We start from the raw sequence: 18,866 nt of genomic DNA, 5'->3' as shown, positions 1-18,866 counted from the left end.
GGTCTTCGGTGGGGCCGCGTCAGCAGCCGCGGTCGACCAGGTCGAACGAGGCGTAGTGGTCCGAGGTGTAGTAGTCCTCGTCCGTCTGCTTACCGGTGACGATGCGCCGGGCGCCACGGTCGTCGGAGCCCGGGGTGATCACGGTGTACTCGTGGTAGTAACCGGAGGACTGGGACGGAAGGACGCCTTCACGGTTCTGGAAGACGGTGCCGTCCTGGGGGAACGGGTAGGGGCCACCCTGCTCGATCAGGTCCAGGGTGTCATGGGCCTGGGACGGCAGATCCGAGTAGCAGATGTCGCCGACGGCCGCGATGACCTGCGACGACACAACGGTCTGCGAGGCCGCCGGGGCGACGGCGGTGGCCGCGGTGGCCGTGCCGCCGATGATCAGCGTCGAGACGAGGGCGCCGAGGGCACCGATGCGAGCGATCCGTGGGGGGATTGTCATAGACATAGCATGACGCGCGTAGACGCTGTCGTGTCAATGCCAAGTGACCGCCGTTCGCCGGGAGTTCACAAGAACTGCGCGAAGCGCCAGAGGAGGTAACGAAAGCGCAACCTCCCGTCGCCTCGGCGCGCTTCTTGCCTCTCAGGCAAAACTTTTGCCCGAGAGGTCAAAACTGGCTATACCGGAGACATGCACCCGCTCCCCCACGGTCCCGACGAGGGGCCCACGGACGGACCGGCCGACGGTCACCCCGGCGGACCGTCCGCCGAACTGCCCACCGTCGCTCCCCGCCTGCGTGACCTGCGGCGGCGCAGTGGTCTGACACTCGAGGCCGCCGCCCATCGCGTCGGGCTCTCACCCGCGCATCTGTCGCGGCTGGAGACGGGCCGCCGCCAGCCCTCGCTCCCGATGCTGCTGACCCTGGCCCGTACCTACGGAACCACGGTATCCGACCTGCTCGGCGAGGAGACCTCGGAACGGGACCCGGTCGTGCGGGCCGACCGCATGGAGGCGCAGGAGGCGGGCGGCTGGACCTACTGGCAGGCCGGCGGCTCCGGCCGGGCCATGCAGGCGCTGCGGCTGCATGTGCCGGAGCGCTCCGGCGCCCAGGAGGGCCTGGTGCGGGTCCACCCCGGCGAGGAGTGGCTCTACGTCCTGGGCGGCCGGCTGCGGCTGACCCTCGGCGAGACCGTGCACGCCCTCTCCCCGGGCGACGCGGCCCATTTCGACTCGCTCACCCCGCACCGCATCGCCGCCGCCTCGCCCGGCGGCGTGGATCTGCTCTTCGTCCACACGCTGCTGCAGAGCGGCGCGGCCGAGCTGTGCCTCGGCGACGCCCCTCGCCGAGGAAGGCCCGGTACGCCATGAAGGAGGACGAGAACGACATGACCGCGCACCACATGAGCCCGAGCGATACCCGGACGGACCCGACGGTGCATGCCCGGACCGGCCCGAACGAGGAGGACCGGGCGCCGATGAGCTTCACGGTCCGGGTCTTCATCTACCTCGTGGGCGTCCACTTCATCGCCGCTTTCCTCTTCTTCCTCTTCTACGTCGCGGGCGGGTAATCAGAGGCGGGGGCCCAGGGGCCCAGCCGCTCGTCACCCCGCGTGGGTGGAGAACATCCCACCCGTCGGCCCCTGCTTGTCGCCGCCCTGCGCCTTCTTCAGGGCGTTCGCCAGGCCCTCGATGGTGAGCGACTGCAGGATCACCCGCCCATTGCCCTCCAGCGTGGCCAGCGACAGCCCCTCGCCGCCGAAGACCGCGTTCATCAGCCCCTGGCGGTTGAGCCCGCCGATGCGCTCCACGCCGTACCGGATGCCTTCCTCGAAGGCCACGATGCAGCCCGTGTCGACCTCGATCCGGCCGCCGAAATCGGCCGGATTCAGGTCGATGAAGTTGCCCGCACCACAGATGATCACGGTGCCGTGCCCGGTGAACTTCTCCAGGATGAATCCCTCGCCGCCGCTGCGCCCGGTCTTCCCGCCCTGGAAGGCGATCCCGAACTCCACAGTGGACTCGGCCGCCACGAAGGCGTCCTTCTCCGCGAACCACGCCCGCGCCCCGTCCAGCTCCAGCGCCCGCATCTCACCGGGCAGCACCCCCGCGAAGCCGACGGTGCCCTCGCCGCCGGTGGCGGTGAAGTACTGGAACGCCAGCGACTCCCCGGCCAGCGCCCGCTGCCCCACCTGCATGGCGGTGCCCATGGCCTGGCGCAGCATCCCGCCCATCCCGCCGCCCCCGGCGCTCCCGCCATTGCCCCCGGCGGCCTGACCGCCGCCCCCGCCGGGCCCGGACAGCCGGGTCTCCATCGTCACGTTCGCCGTCTTGAACAGGAACTTCCCGGCCTCGCAGTAGACGGTCTGCCCCGGCTGCAGGGTGCAGACCGCCATCTGCATGGCGTTGCCGACGATCTCTTGCCGCAGGGTCACAGCCAATCTCCTCGAAGGTCGTATCAAGCGCGTCGGCCCGGGTCGGTCGCATCGGCCTCATCGGCCTCATCGCTCCCGTCCGTACCGTCCGTCGCGTCCGGTGCTGCCAGATGGTGTCAGGTGATGTCGTAACCGGACATCCGGGTCAACGTCCGACCCGGATGTCCGGGTTCCGGGAGCTTGGCACAATGCCGGTCGTGGCCCGGCCCCGGGGGCGATGCTGAAGGGAGCATGGCGATGAACACCAGCGCTGCGACGACGGCCCGCACGATGTGGGCCCTTTTCGAGCCGATCCACGCGGTCGCGTACTTCGCGCCGGAGGCCGAGGCCGCGTACGAGGACGTGGGGCTGCGCGGCTTCTGGCGCGGCTACTTCGCGGGCCGCGCCGCGCCGCTCGGACCGGTCGGGCCGGAGCCCGTCGTGGCGGCCTTCTTCACCTTCGCGCCCGCCATGGTCGCCCGCGCCCTGCCCGACGTCTGGTCCCTGACCACGCCCGGGCGGGCCCTGGAGCTCCGCCGTACGGGCGCCGCGGCCGCCCTCGACCGGCTGCTCGCCGGGCGCGAGCGCGAGGTGGAGCGCGCCGCCGAGACCCTGGTCCCCCGCGCGGCGGGCCTGGAGGGGTCCGGCCGGGTGCTGGCCGCCGCGAACGGCGCGCTTGACTTCCCCGACAAGCCGGTCGAGCGGCTGTGGCATGCGACGACCCTGCTGCGCGAGCACCGCGGCGACGGCCATGTCGCGGCCCTGGTCGCCGCCGGTCTCGACGGCTGCGAAGCCCTCGTCCTCCGATCCGCCGTCGACCTCCCCCGCACCGAACTCCAGCCCCACCGCGGCTGGACCGACCAGGAGTGGGACGCCGCCGCCCGGCGCCTGACCGACCGGGCCCTGCTCACCCCGGACGGCACCGCGACGCAGGCCGGACGCGAGCTGCTCAGGACGGCCGAGACCGCGACGGACCGAGCGGCGGAACGCCCTTGGCGACCGATGGGCCCTGACGAGGTGGCGACCCTGGTACGGCTCCTCACCCCACTGGCCACCGCCTGCGCCGCCGCCCTGCGCTTCCCCAACCCGATCGGGGTCCCGGAGCCGACGGGGAGCCGGCGGGCTTGAACCTGGTCGACTGTCCGGACCTGGCACAGGAGGTCCGCCGGGGTGGTGGGAGGCGAGAGTGAGAACCGAAGGCTAGCCGCCGCTCAGCTCCGCATGGCGTGCGGTGAGCCGCTGCGCGCCGTGTTCGGTCAGCGTTCCGTGCAGTCGCAGGCGGGCGACGCCGCCGTCCGGGTAGATGTCGATCCGGACGTGGGTCACGGGCGGGGCCGCGTCGAGGAGGAAGCGGTGGACCGTATCGGGCTGGAGGCGGGTGCGGGGCAGGAGTTCGGTCCAGGCCGGGGAGGTGTGGTCGGCCGGGTCCGCGCCGGAGGTGGCGTCGAGGCCGTACAAGGCCGCCCAGCCCGGTGCGTTGCCCTTGTAGCAGCCGGTGTCGATCTCCACGGCGCGCAGGGACGCCTGGGCGGTGAGGCGGTAGCGGACCCAGTCGTGGCCCGTGTCGCGGCGGCGGCGGGTCTCCCAGCCCTCGTCCATCTTGTGGGAGCGGCCGGGCTGGATGGAGTTGGCGGGCGGGGAGTAGAAGCGGTCGGAGGCGTCCTCGGCCGCGCCGCCGTGCTCCAGCGCCACCACGTCGAAGGTGCCGAGCGCGGTGAGCCACGCCGGGTCGGGGGCGACCTCGCCGTGGACGCGGAGGCGGGCGATGCCGCCGTCGGGGTGCTGCTTGAGGCGGAGATGGGTGAAGCGGCGGCCTACGGAGACCGGGAAGCCGTTGGCCGCGTGGCCGCCGATCCGCGTACGGGGGACGAGTTCCGTCCATACGACGTCGTCGGCGAGGAGTTCCTCGGGGGACGGGGTGCCGTACACCGCCGTCGCCTCGACGCTCACCGCCCGCGGGTAGTTGCCGCGGAAGTGGGCGGTGTCGACGACGATGCCGTGGACGACGCCGGGCGCGCCGAGGCGGATCAGGGCCCAGTCGTGGTCGTCCTCGGCCGGATGCGGGGTGTCGGCCGAGGCTCCGCGCCGCCGCCGGGTCTCCCAGCCGTCCATGACCTTGCCCTTGTGGCCGAAGGCGGCGGGGTCGAAGTGCGGGGGTTCGGGCTTCAGCAGATTCTCGCGCTCGGCGAAGAACTCGTCGTTGGCCGCGACCACGCTTCCGCCGAGCCGCCGGTCGGCCAGGTCCACGAGGTGGGTGAAGGGGAGGTCGGCGGTCCGGTAGTCGGCGTACGGATCGCCACCGCCGTACGGGGCGGCGTCGCCGGTGAAGCGGGGGGTCGGCGCGGTCATGTGCGGGGCTGCCTTTCCAGGAGTCGGCCGGTGGGTTCGCTCGTCGCGCCACGGTCGGCGATCGCGCCATGGTCGGCGATCTTCCGGCCGCGCAGCCAGGTGGACCGTACGACGCCGTAGAGCGTTCTGCCCGCGTAGGCGGTGACCCGGTTGCGGTGGTGCAGGGCGGCGGGGTCGACGGTGAAGGTCTCGTCGGGGGCGAGGACCGCGAAGTCGGCGTCGCGGCCGGCCTCGATGGCGCCCTTACGGTCGAGGCCGACGAGCGCGGCGGGGCCGGTGGACATCCAGCGGGCCACGTCGTGGAGGGTGTGGCCGCGCCGCCGGGCCGCCGTCCAGACGGCGGGGAGGCCGAGCTGGAGCGAGGAGATGCCGCCCCAGGCCCGCCCGAAGTCGTCCACCTTGAGGTCGGCCGTACAGGGCGAGTGGTCGGAGACGACGCAGTCGATCTCACCGGCCGCCAGGCCCGCCCACAGCGCGTCCTGGTTGGCGGCCTCCCTTATGGGCGGACAGCATTTGAACTCCGTGGCGCCGTCGGGGACTTCCTCGGCGGTGAGGGTCAGGAAGTGCGGGCAGGTCTCCACGGTGATCCGGACGCCCTTACGGCGGGCGTCGGCGATCAGCGGCAGCGCGTCGGCGGACGAGAGGTGCAGGACGTGGACGCGGGCGTCCAGCTCGTGGGCGAGGGCGATGAGGCCCGCGATGGCCTCGTTCTCGGCGGCGCGCGGGCGTGAGGCGAGGAAGTCGGTGTAGCGGGGGCCGGTCGGCGGCGGGGCGCCGTCGATGAGATGGGGGTCCTCGGCGTGGACGATCAGCAGTCCGCCGAAGCCCGCGATCTCGCGGAGGGCGGTCTGGAGCTGGTCGGGGGCGAGCGGCGGAAACTCGTCCACGCCGGAGGGGAGCAGGAACGCCTTGAACCCGAGGACGCCCGCGTCGTGCAGCGGCTCCAGGTCCGGGGCGTTCCCGGGCACGGCGCCGCCCCAAAACCCGATGTCGACATGGGCCGACCGCCGGGCGACGGCCCGTTTGACCTCCAGGGCCGGGACGGTGGTGGTCGGCGGGACGCTGTTGAGCGGCATGTCGACGAGGGTGGTGACGCCGCCGGCCGCGGCGGCGCGGGTGGCGGAGCCGAACCCCTCCCAGGCGGTGCGGCCGGGGTCGTTGACATGGACGTGGGTGTCGACGAGGCCGGGGAGCAGGACGTCGTCGCCGAGGTCCTCGACCCTCGCGCCGTCCGGGTCCGGGGTGTCGTACGGCCCGACGGCCACGATGCGGCCGCCGGCGACGGACACGGAGGCCGCGCGCAGTCCGTCCGGCGTGACCACCCTGGCCGAGCGCAGCACCAACTCCACGTCGGGCACCGATATCCTCCTCGCCTCCACCCTCGCCGATTCCGCGAAACGGAATCAACTTTCCGTTGAATGATTCACTCGGTGGACGGCCCGGTCAAGGCCCCACCTGCCGCGACCTGCGACGGAATCGGCGCATCGACCCCTGTCCCGCCGGTCCGGATCCTCGCGGACCTCAGGGCATAGATACCCCCGGCGAGGGCCATTCCGAAGACCCAGGAGAACGGGGCCAGGTCCTCGAACCCCTTGACCAAGGCCAGCACCGCCGCTATCGCGGCCGAGGGCACGAAGGCGATGATCGCCTCCGGATTGAAGCCCTTGCGGTAGTAGTACGCGCCCGACGCATCGGCGCTGAAGAGCGCGTCGACGTCGATATGGCCGCGCCGCACCAGGTAGTAGTCCACGAGCAGGATGGCGACCAACGGGCCGAGGAAGGCGCCGAGGGCGCCCAGGAAGTACTGGATGACGATCGGGCTGGAGTAGAGCTTCCACGGCATGACCACGATCGCGAGCACCGCCGTGATCATGCCGCCGCGCCGGAAGTCGAGATACTTCGGCGCGAGATTGGCGAAGTCGTACGCGGGCGAGACGAAGTTGGCGACGACGTTGATGCCGATGGTGGCGACCATGAACGACAGCACGCCGAGCACCGTGACCACGGGGTTGTCGATCTTCGCGATGATCTCGACCGGATCGGAGATCGCCGCACCGAACACCGAGATCGTGCCGGCCGTCATCAGCACGGAGACGACGGCGAAGGCGGTGAAGTTCACCGGCAGCCCGAGCAGATTGCCGCGCCGGTAGGCCCGGTGATCCGGGGTGAACCGCGCGAAGTCGGCGTAGTTGAGCACGAGGGTGAGGAAGGTGGCGACCGTCAGGCTGACCGCGATCAGGCTCTGATGGAGCTGCTCGCCCCCGCTGAGCCCGGTCAGGCTGTCGGTGAGCGAGATGTCCCCGCCCGCCTTGGCGATCAGCCATACGGCGAGCGCGAGCATCACCAGCCAGACGACCGGGCCGGTGGCCAGGTCCTGCACCTTGCGGATGAACTCCATGCCCCGGGTGAGCAGCACCGCCTGCAGCAGCCACATCACCAGGAAGGCGATCCAGCCGAGGGTGGACAGACCGAGGATGGAGTCGTGGTCGTAGTCGGCGAGCGAGGGCGCCAACTGGACGCCGAGGAGGACCAGGGCTTCGGAGGCCAGCCAGGTCTGGATGCCGTACCAGGCGACCGCCATCACCGCCCGCAGCAGGGCGGGAATGTTGGCCCCGTACACCCCCCAGCTGGCCCGCGCCAGGACCGGGAACGGCACCCCGGTGCGGTGGCCGGCGTGGCCCATGCGGTTCATGAACCAGTAGAGGATGGTGACTCCGGCCAGCAGGGACAGGAACACCTCCCAGGTCGGCAGCCCCAGCACGAACAGGCTCGCCGCGAAGGCGTAGTTGCTGATCGCGTGGGTGTCCGACATCCACATGGCGAAGATGCTGTACGTCCCCCAGGTGCGCTCCACGGCGGGGGCGAGGTCCTCGTTATAGAGACGGGGGTCTGGTGTGGCGGGTGATGCCATGGCGCCCTCCGGGGAACTGGGACGGAAATTCTTTTCCGCATGACGGTGCCGCGAAGGTGTTGCCGATCGATTACGCGGGAGTTGCCGTGAACGTCGCCCGTGGGCCCGGTCCGCCCGGCGGATCGGAAACCCTCGGATCGCGGATCGGAAAACCCTCGGATTCAGGACGGGCGGGCGCTGATGGGCCAGCCGCCGATGGCCTTGGGACGGGGCGCGGCGAAGGCGCGCACCTTGCTGGTGGAGAGCCCGAGCCCGACGACCGCCTCGGCGAAACGCACCGCGGCGGCGACGCCGTCCACCACCGGAACCCCGCCCAGCGCCGCCGAGACCCGCTCCTGGAGCCCCGCCATGCCGCCGCACCCCAGACAGATGACCTCGGCGCCGTCCCGCTCCACGACCTCACGCGCGGTCCGGACGATGAGCTCCACGGTGCGCTCGGGGTGCGCCTCCAGCTCCAGGACGCCGAGGCCGGTGCCGCGCACCGCCGCGCAGCGCCCCAGCAGCCCCGCCACCAGCAGCCGGTCCCGGATCTGCGGAACGGCCCGGTCCAGGGTGGTGACGACCCCGTAGGCATGGCCGAGCATCATGGCCATCTGGGCGGCGGACTCGGTGATGTCGAGGACCGGCACGTCGAGGAGTTCCTGCGCCGCCTCGCGGCCCGGTTCACCGAACCCCGCCATCACCAGGGCGTCGAAGGGCTCTTCCCAGGTGGCCAGCCGGTCCAGTACGGCGGCGGCGCTGAGACATCCCTCGAAGTGGCCCTCGATCGACTCCGGCCCCCACAGCGGCTCGGTCGCGACAATCTCGGTGCCGGGGCTCGCACTCGCCTCCGCGATGGCCCGGATCGCTGCCGTCATGGAGACGGTGGTGTTGGGGTTCAGCACGAGAATGCGCATGGAGCTCCCCTGGCGATTCCATACAATGGAAAGGTAATTTCGCGCCGCAGAAATGTAGCCAGCGATGCCCCCGCGGTCAAGGGGGCCCCGTGTCCGGGAGCGGCCAGTCCCCGGCCGGTCCGGCACACCCGCCGTGACCGGCGCGGACCGTCAGTGCAAGCCCGCTGTGGGCGTCGCCGGGGACCGGTAGGCTGCCCGTGGCCGGTCGGCAGCGGATCGTCACCGTATGCGGGCCGGTGCCGACCGCTGTGAAAGGAACACCGACGTGCCGTCCGCCGAGTCCAAGACCGCCGCCACCACCGCCGGATCCGGTGGCGTCCAGTCCCTGGAGCGCGCCTTCGACCTGCTGGAGCGGATGGCCGACGCCGGGGGCGAGGTCGGGCTGAGCGAGCTCTCCACCAGCAGTGGGCTGCCGCTGCCCACCATTCACCGGCTGATGCGCACGCTGGTGGCCTGCGGCTATGTACGCCAGCAGCCCAACCGCCGCTATGCCCTCGGGCCCCGGCTGATCCGGCTCGGCGAGAGCTCGGCCCGGCTGCTGGGCACCTGGGCGCGGCCGTATCTGGCGCGGCTGGTGGAGGAGACCGGCGAGACCGCGAACATGGCGCTGCTGGACGGCGATGAGGTGGTGTACGTGGCGCAGGTGCCCTCGCGCCACTCGATGCGGATGTTCACCGAGGTCGGGCGGCGGGTGCTGCCCCACACCACGGGCGTCGGTAAGGCGCTGCTGGCGAGCACGCCCCCCGAGGAGGTGCGCGCCCTGCTGGCCCGTACCGGCATGCCCGCGGTGACCGAGAAGACGATCACCTCGCCGGACGAGTTCCTCGACGCGCTGCGGCAGGTCCACGAGCAGGGCTACGCGGTGGACGACAACGAGCAGGAGATGGGCGTGCGCTGCCTCGCGGTCCCGGTGCCCGACTCCCCCGCACCGGCGGCCATCTCCATCTCGGGCCCGGCGGGCCGGGTGACGGACGAGGCCACACAGCAGATCGTGCCGATCCTCAAGGAGGTCGCGGTCGAGCTGTCGGGGGCGCTGGCCAGCACCGGGTCCGCCTGACGGCGGAGGGGACCGGCGGGCGGGCCACCGTCCGCGCGGCTCGATGAGGTGCGGCCTGCGCGGGGCGCACGGGACCGAGTGCGGTGTCGGCGCTGCCGGAAGCACCACCGGGCAACCGGGCGTCCCACTCGACGCAGGCGCGCGGCCGGGCATCCCGCTCGACGCACGCGTCGTCCCATCGCCCGGCGGAAGGCCATGGGGAGCTGGCCACCGGGGCGGGCGGGGCAACGGGGGCAAAGCCACAGGGCCGCCCGCGGCCGGGCGGGACCACGGGCCCCGCTCAGTCTCGCCCGCTGCCCGGCTGCGGCACGTTGTTGAACTGGTCGATCGCCGCGCGGACGCCCGTCAGGGCGGAGCCCAGTGCGCTGACCGAGCCCAGCGCGCCCGCGATGAGCAGCAGCGAGCGGCGCAGGCGGTGCAGCTCCGGTGCGCCGGTGCGGGCCATGGCATCGAGCGCGGCCAGCTCGTCGTCCGCGATCGCCCGGTCCGGTAATTCCGCCGGGTGGGCGGCCAGATCACGCCTGAGCCGGGCCACGGCACGGCGCAGCTCGGCCGCCCTCGGATCGTCATCGGTGCTCGCCACTCGCCTGGCTTCCACGACTGCGGCGCCCTCCACTGACAAGGCACCGGGTTCACCCCAGAGCCTCGCGCCATCGTTGGCCAACACTGCCCTTCGCCCCCTCGCGCCCTCTCCCACAGCCTGCCCCCTTCCCGCATGGCCGCCCCAGCCCTCCACCTCGCGTGGATTCGGACACAAGGGGCCGCGGATCAGTTAACGCCACTCAGTGCACGACGCGCTATACGGAGAGCGAAAATCAGACCGGCTGGGATGAAGCCCCCGCACGGCCCCCAGGTGCGGTAAGCAGGGCCCATGGATCGCACAACGGATGACTCCGCGCAGGTCGCCGGGATCGTACTGGCGGCCGGGGGCGGCCGGCGGCTGGGCGGGCGCCCCAAGGCCCTTTTGACGCATCGGGGGCGGCCGCTGGTGGAGCACGCCGCGCGGGCGCTGCGCGAGGGCGGCTGCGCGCCCGTGCACATCGTGCTGGGCGCCGCGGCCGAGACCGTACGGGCACGGGCCCGGCTGCCCGGGTATGTCCTGGTCGACAACCCCGACTGGGAGCAGGGCATGGGCTCCTCGCTGCGGGCCGGGCTCGGCTCACTGGCCGGTACGGGGGCGCGGGCGGCGCTGATCGCGCTGGTGGACCAGCCGGGGATCGGCGCCGAGGCCGTGGCGCGGGTGGTGGCCGCGTATCACTCGCCGTCGACCCTGGCGGCCGCCGCGTACGGCGGGGAGCGGGGGCATCCGGTGCTGTTCGGCGCGGACCGGTGGGCGGATATCACGGCGAGTGCGGAGGGCGACCGGGGGGCACGCGCCTATCTGCGGGCGCATCAGTCCGCGATCACGCTCGTCGACTGCTCGGATATCGCCCGTACGGACGACATCGACACCCCCGAGGACTTGACGCTGCTGGAATGAGACGTCGAGGGGGCAACGGACGCGGCGTTCAACAGAAGATTGAACTTCCACTATGAGAAACTTATTATCCACAAGACAGAATCACTGCGAGCGTCCAGCTGAGACTCGTCTAAGGAGTGACAGCCCATGTCCGCACCAGCGCCTTCCCCGCTGGCCATCGTCGACGCCGAACCGCTGGAGCGTCAGGGGGAGGTGCTGACCGACGCGGCCCTGGCCTTCCTGGCCGAGCTCCACCACCGCTTCACCCCGCGCCGGGACGAGCTGCTCGCGCGCCGCGCGGAGCGCCGCGCCGAGATCGCCCGCACCAGCACCCTGGACTTCCTCCCGGAGACGGCCCACATCCGCGACGACCCCGACTGGCGCGTCGCCCCCGCCCCGCCCGCCCTCGAGGACCGCCGGGTGGAGATCACCGGCCCCACCGACCGCAAGATGACCATCAACGCCCTCAACTCGGGCGCCAAGGTCTGGCTCGCCGACTTCGAGGACGCCTCCGCCCCCACCTGGTCGAATGTGATCGGCGGCCAGCTCAATCTGATCGACGCCTATGAGCGCCGGATCGACTTCACCTCCCCCGAGGGCAAGAGCTACGCACTGCGGCCCGACGATGTGCTGGCCACCGTCGTCACCCGGCCGCGCGGCTGGCATCTCGACGAGCGCCATCTGCGGGCCGCCGACGGCCGCCCCGTCCCCGGCGCCCTGGTCGACTTCGGGCTGTACTTCCTCCACAACGCCCGCCGGCTGCTCGCCCAGGGCAAGGGGCCGTACTTCTACCTCCCCAAGACCGAGTCGCATCTCGAGGCCCGCCTCTGGAACGACGTCTTCGTCTTCGCACAGGACCATCTCTCGCTTCCGCAAGGGACGATCCGCGCCACCGTTCTGATCGAGACGATCACGGCGGCGTACGAGATGGACGAGATCCTCTACGAGCTCCGCGACCACGCCTCCGGGCTCAACGCGGGCCGCTGGGACTATCTCTTCTCCATCGTCAAGAACTTCCGCGACGGCGGCCCCGGTTTCGTCCTCCCGGACCGCAACGCGGTCACGATGACCGCCCCGTTCATGCGCGCCTATACCGAACTGCTCGTCCGCACCTGCCACAAGCGCGGCGCGCACGCGATCGGCGGCATGGCGGCCTTCATCCCCTCGCGCCGCGACCCCGAGGTCAACGCGGTCGCGTTCGACAAGGTCAAGGCCGACAAGGACCGTGAGGCGAACGACGGCTTCGACGGCTCCTGGGTCGCCCATCCGGATCTGGTCCCGGTCGCCCGCGCCTCCTTCGACGCGGTCCTCGGCGACCGGCCGCACCAGAAGGACCGGCTGCGCGAGGACGTCCGGGTCACCGCGGCCGAGCTGATCGACGTCGCGTCGCTCGACGCCAAGCCCACGCATGACGGCCTGCGCAATGCCGTGCAGGTCGGCACCCGCTATATCGAGGCGTGGCTGCGCGGCCTCGGCGCCGTCGCGATCTTCAACCTGATGGAGGACGCGGCCACCGCCGAGATCTCCCGCTCCCAGATCTGGCAGTGGGTCAACGCGGGGGTGGTCTTCGAGAACGGCGAGAAGGCCACCGCCGATCTTGTCCGTAAGGTCGCCGCCGAGGAGCTGGCGGCGATCCGCGAGGAGGTCGGCGAGGACGCCTTCGCCGCGGGCAAGTGGAGCCAGGCGCACGATCTGCTGCTGAGGGTCGCGCTGGACGCGGACTACACGGAGTTCCTGACGCTGCCCGCGTACGAACTGCTGGGCTGAGCCGGTCCGTTCGGCCGCGAGGGCCCCGGACCGTACAAATACGGTCCGGGGCCCCGGTCGCCCTTACGGCGTGTAGAGCTGGGAGCGCGGCACGATCTGCTGGGGCACGCTGGGGCTGGACCACAGCAGCTTCATATGCGCCTCTCCGGTCTGCTCGGTGTACTCGATCTTGATGGCGTGCTTGGCTCCGGCGCGCAGCGCGACGGTCGCCTTGTCGACCTGTGGTTCATGCGGGGTGGTGTTGTCGATGACCAGACGGCCGTCGATCCACACCCGCGCGGTGTCGTCGGAGACGGTCGTGAGCGTGTAGGTCTCGCTGTGGCGGGGCTGGAGGAAACCGGTCCAGCGGACGCCGAAGTGGTCGGCGGGGACATCGGCGGCCGGGGAGCCGGCAAACCTCCAGATGTGGTTGACGGCCGGGTCGGTCCGGGTGACGGCCGGGGGCCCGGTGAAGGTCTCATTGGCGAAGACCTCCTCCCGCAGCCCCTCGCCCCGGCCCTGGGGCGCGGCCGGGGCCGGTTTCACCGTCAGCTCGATCACCGAGGCGGTGGGGTCGGCCGGTCCGCCGGAGGGGGTGAGATCGAAACCGTCGCCCGCCTTGGCCACCTCGACCCGCTGTCCGCTGCCCAGCACCCGGGCGCCGGTCACCGTGAACGGCGCCCGGGCGGTGAGGTGGAGGGGCTGCCCCGCGGCGGGCCAGGAGGTGACGGACGCGTACAGCCGGTCGCCCGACCGGCTGACCGCGCCCCAGGACGGCTCGTCGACCAGCCCGGTGGCCCCGGCCCCGTACACCGCGCGGCCCTGGCCGGAGGTCCGCAGCCAGGAGCCGATCTCGCGCAGCCGGTCGACGGAGGGCTGGGGAATGCGGCCCAGTTTGTCGGGGCCGACATTGAGGAGGTAATTGCCGCCACGGCTCGCGATATCGAGGAGATTGCGGGTGAGGGTGGCGGGCGACTTCCAGTCCTGGTCGTATTTGGCGAAGCCCCAGTGGCCGTTGAGGGTCATGCAGCTTTCCCACAACTGCCCGGCCACGGGCGCGTCCGGGATTTCCTGCTCGGGCGTTCCGTAGTCGCCGTCGACGACGCGCCGCTTGCCGACCCGGTTGTTGGTGATCAGATCGGGGTCGAGCCCGTGCAGATACGTCTGCAGCCGCTCGCCGTCCCGCGCCGACCAGGTGTTGGTGGGGTTGTCCGCGTCCCATTCCCCGTCGAACCAGAGCAGCGCCGGATGGTAATTGTCGACCAGCTCCTTGAGCTGGGCGTACATCCGCTTCTCATAGCGGGGGAAGGTGGCGGGGTCGGCGAAGTCGGGGTCGTGCCAGTCCCAGATCGAGTAATAGAAGCCGAGTTTGATCCCGGCGGCGTCCGCGGCGGACTTCAACTCGGCCAGGATGTCCCGCCGTTGGTCGAAGGAGGAGTGGTCGCGCAGATTCCAGGTGTTCTGCTTGGTCGGCCACATCGCATATCCGTCGTGGTGCTTGGAGGTGATGACGATGTAGCGCTGCCCGGCGTCCTTGGCCGCCTTCACGACGGCCTTGGCGTCGAAGGACGCGGGATTGAAGTCCTGGGCGGCGTCCTCGTACTCGCTCATCGGGATCTGGCAGCTTCGCTTGATCCACTCCGCGTCGCGGCAGACGGTCCCGTCCGCCCGCTGGTATTCGCCCTCCAGCTGGGAGTAGGCGCCGAAGTGGATGAACATCCCGAAGCGGTCCTGCCGCCACCAGCCGGTGCGGTCGGAGGTGAACGGATCGTCGGTCGCGTAGTCGGTGCCGGGTCCGGGCTCCCGCGCCGTCGCCGGCGCCGACGGCGCCGCGGTGGCGGCGGAAGGGCCGCTGAGGATCGTGGCCAGCACCATGCCGAGCAGAAGGCTGAGCGCTCGGAGGGGGATGACGGCTCGTCGTCTGGACCTGCGCATGGCGGCTCCTGTGCTCATGGGTGGTCGGACAGGAGGGCTGGCCAGCCGCGTACGGGAACCTAGAACCGTAAAGATGGGATGTCAACGGGGCCCGAACGCACCGATGGGCCACCGGTGACCGCGAGAAGCGGCTCACCACGGCGACCCATCCGATGAATCGGCGCGGTGTTCAGTTGTCCGCCGCGATACGGGCCAGGCGTCGCGCCTCGGTGCGTGCCTCCCGCGCGATCTCCTCCTCGTCCACGGTGAGCAGCCGGCCCGACTCCACCACCGCCGCGCCGTTCACCAGCGACAGGGTCACCGGGGCAGGGGCGCCCAGGACGAGGGCCGCGACCGGGTCGGCGATCGACGAATGGCCGAGGCCGTCCAGCTTCCACAGCACCAGGTCGGCCAGTTTGCCCGGCTCCAGCGAGCCGATCTGGTCCTGGCGGCCGAGCACCCGCGCACCGCCGTAGGTGCCAAGTCGCAGCGCCTGACGGACGTTCAGCGCCTTCTCGCGGTGGCCGCCGAGCCGGTTGACCAGCAGCGCGTTGCGCAGTTCGGTGTGCAGCTCACCGGATTCGTTGGAGGCGGTGCCGTCCACGCCGAGGCCGACCGGTACGTCCGCGGCGAGCAGATCGGGGACGCGGGCGATCCCGGCGGCGAGCCGGGCGTTGGACGAGGGGCAGTGGGCCACACCGGTGCCGGTCCGGGCGAACGCCTGGATGTCGGTGTCGCTCATGTGGACGCAGTGGGCCATCCACACGTCCTCGCCCAGCCAGCCGGTGGACTCGAAGTAGTCGGTCGGCCCCATCCCGAACCGCTCCTGGCAGAACTTCTCCTCCTCCACCGTCTCCGAGCCGTGGGTGTGCAGCCGTACGCCCTTGCGGCGGGCCAGCACCGCGGCCTCGCGGAGCAGTTCGGTGGAGACGGAGAACGGCGAGCAGGGCGCGACCGCGATCCGCAGCATGGCGTCGAACCCCGGGTCGTGGTGGGTGTCGATGGCCTTCTCGGTGGCGGCCAGCGCCTCCTCGGTGGACTCCACGGCGAAGTCCGGCGGCAGCCCGCCGTCGGAGGTGCCGAGGTCCATGGAGCCGCGGGCGGCGGTGAACCGCACGCCCAGCTCGCGCGCCGCGCGGATCTCGGCGTCCAGCAGATCGCCGCTGCCGCGCGGAAAGACGTAGTGATGGTCCATGGCGGTGGTGACCCCGCCGCGCACCATCATCGCGAGCGAGCCGCGGGCCGCCGCGTGGATCATCGGCTCGTCGATCCGCGCCCAGATGGGGTAGAGCGCGACCAGCCAGTCGAAGAGGTTGCTGTCCTGGGCCAGGCCGCGGGTGAGCCACTGGTAGAAGTGGTGATGGGTGTTGACCAGGCCCGGGGTGACCAGATGCCCCGTACCGTCGATCCGGCGGACGACGCCCTCCAGCCCCTGCGGCGCGCGCCTCTCGCCCACTGACTCGATGCGGTTGCCGGCGACGACGACATGGCCGGACGCGTACTCGGTGTCCTGCGCGTCCACGGTGGCGACGGCGCAGTTCTCGATGACGATGCGGTGCACGGAGCGTGGCCCTTCCGTCGGGTGGGTCGGTGGGGAGCCGTTCAGTCGGTGGGGAGCCGGGGCTCGGCGCCGTCCCGCAGCACGGTGGCCTCGATGAGCCCGTACGGCCGGTCGGCGGCGAAGTAGACCTCGTTGTCGTTGGTGAGGCCGAAGGGTTCCAGATCGACCAGGAAGTGATGCTTGTTGGGCAGCGAGAGCCGTATCTCCTCGACCTCGGGGCGGCGCTCGATGACCCGCGCGCCCATCTCGTAGAGCGTCTGCTGCAGCGAGAGGGAGTAGGTCTCGGCGAACGCGCTCAGCAGATGGCCGCGCGCCTCCTCGTGGCCGTGGTCCCAGTCGGGCATGGGCCGGGTGTCATCGCTCCAGCCGTAGCGCCAGCGGGCGTGCACATCGGTGGCCAGGACGCGGTCGCGGGTCTCCTCGAGCGTGGTGTACCGGTCCTTGACATAGCCCCAGAACTCGGAGTCCGTGGTGTTCAGGACGGTGAGGCCGGTGAGCCCGGAGACCACCTCCCAGCGCTCACCGTCGTAGGCGATCTGGGCGGTACGGACCTCCTGGCCGCGGCGGACGAAGGAGTGCGCGGCGCTGCCGGCCGTCTCGATCCGCTCCCAGGCGTACTCCTCGATACGGATGCGGGCGCGGTGGATGGGCTCCTGGCTGGTGACGAAGTGGCGGGCCAGCCGGATGCCGAACTCCTCGGCCGTGTCGATGCCGTGCTCCTTGGCGAAGGCGTACACGGTGTTCTTGGTGGCGTCGGTCGTCAGGACGTTGGCGTTGCTGCCGGAGAGGTGGACCGCGTCCATCTCTCCGGACAGCGCCACCGAGACATTGAGGTCCTTGAGGTGGTGCACGGCGCCGTCGCGCACCACCCGCACGACGCGGGTTTCGGCTTTGCCGTAACTGTTCGGGCCGAGCGTGGGCATGGGTGCTAGCTCCCTCGGTAGACGGAGTAGCCGAACGGGGTGAGCAGCAGCGGTACGTGGTAGTGCTCGCCCGGCTCGACGGCGAAGGCGACCGCGACCTCAGGGAAGAAGGCGTGGGTCAGATACGGCCCGGTCTCGAAGCGCAGCCGTGCGTGGGTGGTGCCCTCGGGGAGGTCGGGCAGATCCTTGCAGCGCCCGTCGGCGTCGGTCAGGGAGTCGGCGTGCGCCGTCCACTGCGCCCCGGGCCCCGAGCGGACGGACAGCTCGACGACCACGCCCACCGCGGGGCGGCCGATGCTGGTGTCCAGGATGTGCGTGGACACGGAGGTGGCGCCGCTCGCCATCACCGCTCTCCTTCCGCCGGGGCCCGCGGGGCCCGAAGGGTTTCCGTCAGCCGGGTCAGCCGGATGCGGTTGATCTTTCCCAGTTCGGTGCGGACGATCTCGCGCTCGGTGTCGGCGTCATGGTGGATCCGCGCGCGCAGGGCCGCCAGCATCTCCTCGCCGGTGCGGCCGGTGGCACAGATCAGGAAGACATGGCCGTGGCGCTCCTGGTACGCGAGGTTCAGCTCCAGCAGCTCCGCGCGCTCCGCGTCCCGTACCCCGCTCTGCTCGCGGGCCGAGGCGGCGTCGCCCGGCGCCGGCCGCCCGATGGGCGGATGCGCGGCCATCGCCTCGGCCAGGTCGGCGGCGGTCAGCCCGGCCATGGCCGCGTCGGCGGCGGCGAGCAGCTCCCCGACCGTGGCGTACGGCCGCCCGCGAGCGACCGCGGCGCCCCAGGCCCGGCTGGCGCACACCTCGTGCAGCAGCCCGGCGGCGTCGCGGTCGTCCACCGCGTTGAACCGGGCCAGCCCCGGCGGAGCACTGGAAGTCACTCTCGCAAGCTAGAAGGCGCCCTCGCCGGGCGTCAACACTTTGTTGAAAAATGCGCGTAACGGCGGGGCGCGGTCAGTCCCCGCTCTTCTCCCGGTTGAGGTAGTTGTAGACGGTGAAGCGGCTCACGCCGAGGGCTCCGGCGACCGTCTCGACGCCGTGGCGCACCGAGAAGGCGCCACGCTGTTCGAGGTGACGGACGACGGACTGCTTGGTCTTGCGGTCGAGGGCCGAAAGCGGCACGCCATGGCGGCGCTGGAGGTCGGCGAGGATGTGGTCGAGCGAATCCGAGATATGCGGCAGCCTTACGGCGACCACCGGGCGGCCCTCCCAGGAGAGCACCACATCGTCGCCCCTGGCCCGGTCCGGGGCGATCATCTCGCCGCCCATGGCATCCACGAGCGGTTGCACCGCGGCGGCGAAGGGGTGGTCGGCGGGTACGCTCACGCCTCGCCCTCCCCGATCACGTTGACCTGGAGCGAAATCCGGGTGGCACCAGCTTCGAGGGAGCCGCGCAGGAGCCGGTCGACGGCCGCCAGCACCGCCTCCGCCCCGCCTTCCGCGGTGTTGCCGAAGGGGCCGACGTCGACGGCGTCCAGCGGGGCGGCCTGGACGGTCTCGCGGGCCACGACGGCGTGCGGCGGCACCTCGTCGAGGTCGAACGGTTCGGTGGTGAACTCAACCCTCAATCTCACGCCGCAAACCTACTGCGTCAGCCGTAACACGGCGCCCCCATCGCGGGGGACAGAACGCCCAAGTACCTCGCCGCGGCCGCCCGCTTCGGGGAGCATGGACGCATACCGCATCCGCCCCCCGTCCA

At 71.5% G+C, this 18,866-nt stretch carries 20 protein-coding genes; 6 read left to right on the top strand and 14 right to left on the bottom strand.

What is annotated here, in order from left to right; genetic code table 11:
• Nucleotides 1–19: 19 nt before the first annotated feature.
• Nucleotides 20–448: a ribonuclease gene (locus CGL27_RS35815; RefSeq protein WP_078644587.1), complete on the bottom strand. Its 429-nt coding sequence runs from the start codon at nt 446–448 to the stop codon at nt 20–22.
• A gap of 189 nt (nt 449–637) precedes the next feature.
• Here CGL27_RS35815 and CGL27_RS35810 point away from each other — a divergent pair, with 189 nt between their 5' ends.
• Entirely contained in the window at nt 638–1,315 is a 678-nt protein-coding gene (locus CGL27_RS35810; RefSeq protein WP_240450745.1) for an XRE family transcriptional regulator, read from the top strand.
• Between the two features lie 17 nt (nt 1,316–1,332).
• Nucleotides 1,333–1,515, top strand: coding sequence for a DUF6126 family protein (locus CGL27_RS35805; protein WP_240450744.1), 183 nt, complete (start codon nt 1,333–1,335; stop codon nt 1,513–1,515).
• A 33-nt stretch (nt 1,516–1,548) separates the two neighbouring features.
• Here CGL27_RS35805 and CGL27_RS35800 read toward each other — a convergent pair whose 3' ends face one another.
• Nucleotides 1,549–2,379, bottom strand: a complete 831-nt coding sequence (locus CGL27_RS35800) for an AIM24 family protein (RefSeq protein ID WP_078644583.1) — start codon at nt 2,377–2,379, stop codon at nt 1,549–1,551.
• A gap of 237 nt (nt 2,380–2,616) precedes the next feature.
• Here CGL27_RS35800 and CGL27_RS35795 point away from each other — a divergent pair, with 237 nt between their 5' ends.
• Nucleotides 2,617–3,486, top strand: a complete 870-nt coding sequence (locus tag CGL27_RS35795) for a hypothetical protein (protein WP_119991901.1) — start codon at nt 2,617–2,619, stop codon at nt 3,484–3,486.
• Nucleotides 3,487–3,558: 72 nt separating this feature from the next.
• On the opposite strand, the gene alc is transcribed toward CGL27_RS35795, so the two are convergent.
• The 4 genes from alc to CGL27_RS35775 form a co-directional block, all read right to left on the bottom strand.
• Entirely contained in the window at nt 3,559–4,707 is a 1,149-nt protein-coding gene (gene alc / locus CGL27_RS35790; protein ID WP_119991900.1) for an allantoicase, read from the bottom strand.
• Nucleotides 4,704–6,065 (bottom strand): allantoinase AllB, encoded by a 1,362-nt coding sequence (gene allB, locus CGL27_RS35785; RefSeq protein ID WP_205587801.1) that lies wholly within the window; start codon nt 6,063–6,065, stop codon nt 4,704–4,706. Before allB ends, alc begins: the two co-directional genes overlap by 4 nt.
• A 65-nt stretch (nt 6,066–6,130) precedes the next feature.
• Nucleotides 6,131–7,618, bottom strand: coding sequence for an NCS1 family nucleobase:cation symporter-1 (locus tag CGL27_RS35780; RefSeq protein ID WP_119991899.1), 1,488 nt, complete (start codon nt 7,616–7,618; stop codon nt 6,131–6,133).
• 161 nt (nt 7,619–7,779) lie between these two features.
• The gene (locus tag CGL27_RS35775; protein ID WP_119991898.1) at nt 7,780–8,514 is read right to left on the bottom strand and encodes an aspartate/glutamate racemase family protein; all 735 of its coding nucleotides are present in this window, start codon (nt 8,512–8,514) and stop codon (nt 7,780–7,782) included.
• A gap of 226 nt (nt 8,515–8,740) precedes the next feature.
• Here CGL27_RS35775 and CGL27_RS35770 point away from each other — a divergent pair, with 226 nt between their 5' ends.
• On the top strand, nt 8,741–9,571 hold the full coding sequence (locus CGL27_RS35770) for an IclR family transcriptional regulator (protein WP_078644571.1): 831 nt from the start codon (nt 8,741–8,743) through the stop codon (nt 9,569–9,571).
• A gap of 280 nt (nt 9,572–9,851) precedes the next feature.
• On the opposite strand, the gene CGL27_RS35765 is transcribed toward CGL27_RS35770, so the two are convergent.
• Nucleotides 9,852–10,154, bottom strand: a complete 303-nt coding sequence (locus CGL27_RS35765; protein WP_205587800.1) for a DUF5955 family protein — start codon at nt 10,152–10,154, stop codon at nt 9,852–9,854.
• Nucleotides 10,155–10,442: 288 nt separating this feature from the next.
• On the opposite strand from CGL27_RS35765, the gene CGL27_RS35760 reads away from it, so the two are divergent.
• Both CGL27_RS35760 and aceB read left to right on the top strand, forming a co-directional pair.
• Nucleotides 10,443–11,051 carry a nucleotidyltransferase family protein gene (locus CGL27_RS35760; protein ID WP_119991896.1) on the top strand — a complete coding sequence of 203 codons (609 nt, stop codon included), beginning with the start codon at nt 10,443–10,445 and terminating at the stop codon, nt 11,049–11,051.
• A 126-nt stretch (nt 11,052–11,177) separates the two neighbouring features.
• Entirely contained in the window at nt 11,178–12,797 is a 1,620-nt protein-coding gene (gene aceB, locus CGL27_RS35755; RefSeq protein ID WP_119991895.1) for a malate synthase A, read from the top strand.
• Between the two features lie 63 nt (nt 12,798–12,860).
• Here aceB and CGL27_RS35750 read toward each other — a convergent pair whose 3' ends face one another.
• The 7 genes from CGL27_RS35750 to CGL27_RS35720 all read right to left on the bottom strand — a co-directional run bounded on the left by CGL27_RS35750 (nt 12,861) and on the right by CGL27_RS35720 (nt 18,741).
• Nucleotides 12,861–14,711, bottom strand: coding sequence for an alpha-L-fucosidase (locus CGL27_RS35750; RefSeq protein WP_119991894.1), 1,851 nt, complete (start codon nt 14,709–14,711; stop codon nt 12,861–12,863).
• Between the two features lie 169 nt (nt 14,712–14,880).
• Nucleotides 14,881–16,251: an 8-oxoguanine deaminase gene (locus CGL27_RS35745; RefSeq protein ID WP_119991893.1), complete on the bottom strand. Its 1,371-nt coding sequence runs from the start codon at nt 16,249–16,251 to the stop codon at nt 14,881–14,883.
• Between the two features lie 41 nt (nt 16,252–16,292).
• Nucleotides 16,293–17,174, bottom strand: a complete 882-nt coding sequence (gene pucL / locus CGL27_RS35740; RefSeq protein WP_119991892.1) for a factor-independent urate hydroxylase — start codon at nt 17,172–17,174, stop codon at nt 16,293–16,295.
• Nucleotides 17,175–17,179: 5 nt separating this feature from the next.
• Nucleotides 17,180–17,518, bottom strand: coding sequence for a hydroxyisourate hydrolase (gene uraH, locus CGL27_RS35735; protein WP_059141798.1), 339 nt, complete (start codon nt 17,516–17,518; stop codon nt 17,180–17,182).
• Nucleotides 17,518–18,048 carry a 2-oxo-4-hydroxy-4-carboxy-5-ureidoimidazoline decarboxylase gene (uraD, locus tag CGL27_RS35730; RefSeq protein WP_119991891.1) on the bottom strand — a complete coding sequence of 177 codons (531 nt, stop codon included), beginning with the start codon at nt 18,046–18,048 and terminating at the stop codon, nt 17,518–17,520. The genes uraH and uraD overlap by 1 nt, the downstream gene beginning before the upstream one ends.
• A 73-nt stretch (nt 18,049–18,121) precedes the next feature.
• Complete coding sequence (locus CGL27_RS35725) at nt 18,122–18,493, bottom strand: helix-turn-helix domain-containing protein (RefSeq protein WP_119991890.1); 372 nt, start codon at nt 18,491–18,493, stop codon at nt 18,122–18,124.
• A complete protein-coding gene (locus tag CGL27_RS35720; RefSeq protein WP_078644557.1) occupies nt 18,490–18,741 on the bottom strand; it encodes a hypothetical protein in 252 nt (83 codons plus the stop codon). The genes CGL27_RS35725 and CGL27_RS35720 overlap by 4 nt, the downstream gene beginning before the upstream one ends.
• Between the last annotated feature and the right edge of the window lie 125 nt (nt 18,742–18,866).

The sequence above is a fragment of the Streptomyces sp. 11-1-2 genome (assembly GCF_003595545.1).
Lineage (GTDB): Bacteria > Actinomycetota > Actinomycetes > Streptomycetales > Streptomycetaceae > Streptomyces > Streptomyces hygroscopicus_B.
Note: the sequence above shows the minus strand (reverse complement) of the source record. Positions and strands in the feature narration are given on the sequence as shown.